Source organism: Arcicella sp. GW821-FHT09D11, from assembly GCF_059416265.1.
In genome coordinates this window covers 1-1,285 of sequence record NZ_JBWKOV010000023.1, presented here as the reverse complement: position 1 = coordinate 1,285, position 1,285 = coordinate 1, and the positions used below count along the sequence as shown (strand labels likewise).

Genomic DNA, 1,285 nt, shown 5'->3' with positions numbered 1-1,285 from the left:
ATTAAGATTCATAAAATAATCGTTCTTTTAAATTTGGGTAAAAATGATTAATTTTTGTCAAAAGACTCAAAGTCATGCAACAACTCATTGTTACTTTAAGCGATAGCCAAGAGCAAGAATTACAAGATTTAGTTGCTCATCATCCCAAAGCCTATATTCGAGAAAAAGCCTGTGCTATCTTGAAAATAGCACAGGGACACCCTGGTATCTGGGTTGCCCAAAATGGTCTTTTACGCAAACGTCGTAAAAACACTGTTTATGACTGGGTTCACTCTTATCAAACGGAGGGTATCACAGGCTTATTTGTCAAAAAAGGACGGGGTTTAAAACCGTCTTTTTTCCCCTGAGCAAGAGAGTGATGTTTGTCTACAAACCCAAATGATTGTTGGGCAAAGTCCTCAAATCTATGGTTTTGAGCAAAGCCGTTGGAGCTTAAACCATTTACTTTGTGTTTGTAGCCATTTAAAGATAAAAAGTAAATCTTGCTTATGGAATTGGCTCAAGAAATGGAAAATACACTATCAAAGAGGCAGGCTTTATGTGCATAGTCCAGATGCTGATTATCAAGCTAAACTTGCTTATATGAGAACAACTCTTGAAACAGCCCATATTGACAAGGCTGTCTTTATATGTATTGACCAACTCACCATTTATGCTCATCCTAGTGTGAGTTGTGCCTATGGAAAACAACAACCTTTGGCTAAACAAGGTTGGCACAGTAATAAAACTATGCGTATTATGGGTGCTTTAAACTTACTTACTGGGAAAGTGGACTACTTTATCCGAAACAAAATAAGTGTTGCTACTATCTATTGTTTTTATCAAGAATTGGTCAATATATATCCCAACAAGCAAATTTATATCATACTTGACAACTGGCCTATGCACTATCATCCCGACCTATTGGCAGCTTTACAAACACAAGATTGCCCATTTAAACATCGTGTCCCTGCTTCTTGGAAGCACTTAAAACCTACTAAAAAGTACGCCAATAAAAACTTACCAATCAAACTATTACCTTTGCCAACCTATGCCTCGTGGTTGAATGTTATTGAGAAACTTTGGAAAAAGCTTAAACAAGAACTCTTGCATATGCACCCTTATAAAGACCAATTCGAACAACTCAAACAACATGTAAAAACGTGGCTTGATAAATATACTACATATCACAATCATGATGACCTTCGAAAATATGTAGGCTTATTGAACCCAGATAACTTTCTTGGAACAATTTGTAAAAACATTAACCAAAATACAAAGGAACGGTTATTTCATGAAAGCTAAT

At 36.0% G+C, this 1,285-nt stretch carries 2 protein-coding genes; both read left to right on the top strand.

The features are described from left to right. Positions 1 to 74 precede the first annotated feature (74 nt). The gene (locus tag AC07N0_RS23130; RefSeq protein WP_494591203.1) at positions 75 to 347 is read left to right on the top strand and encodes a hypothetical protein; all 273 of its coding nucleotides are present in this window, start codon (positions 75 to 77) and stop codon (positions 345 to 347) included. A gap of 31 nt (positions 348 to 378) precedes the next feature. Next, the gene (locus AC07N0_RS23125) at positions 379 to 1,284 is read left to right on the top strand and encodes a transposase (protein WP_494591202.1); all 906 of its coding nucleotides are present in this window, start codon (positions 379 to 381) and stop codon (positions 1,282 to 1,284) included. Position 1,285 lies beyond the last annotated feature (1 nt).

Bases quoted from the DNA above. Each gene is read 5' to 3' on its own strand.
- AC07N0_RS23130 (WP_494591203.1), top strand. From the start codon at position 75: ATGCAACAACTCATTGTTACTTTAAGCGATAGCCAAGAGCAAGAATTA.
- AC07N0_RS23125 (WP_494591202.1), top strand. From the start codon at position 379: ATGATTGTTGGGCAAAGTCCTCAAATCTATGGTTTTGAGCAAAGCCGT.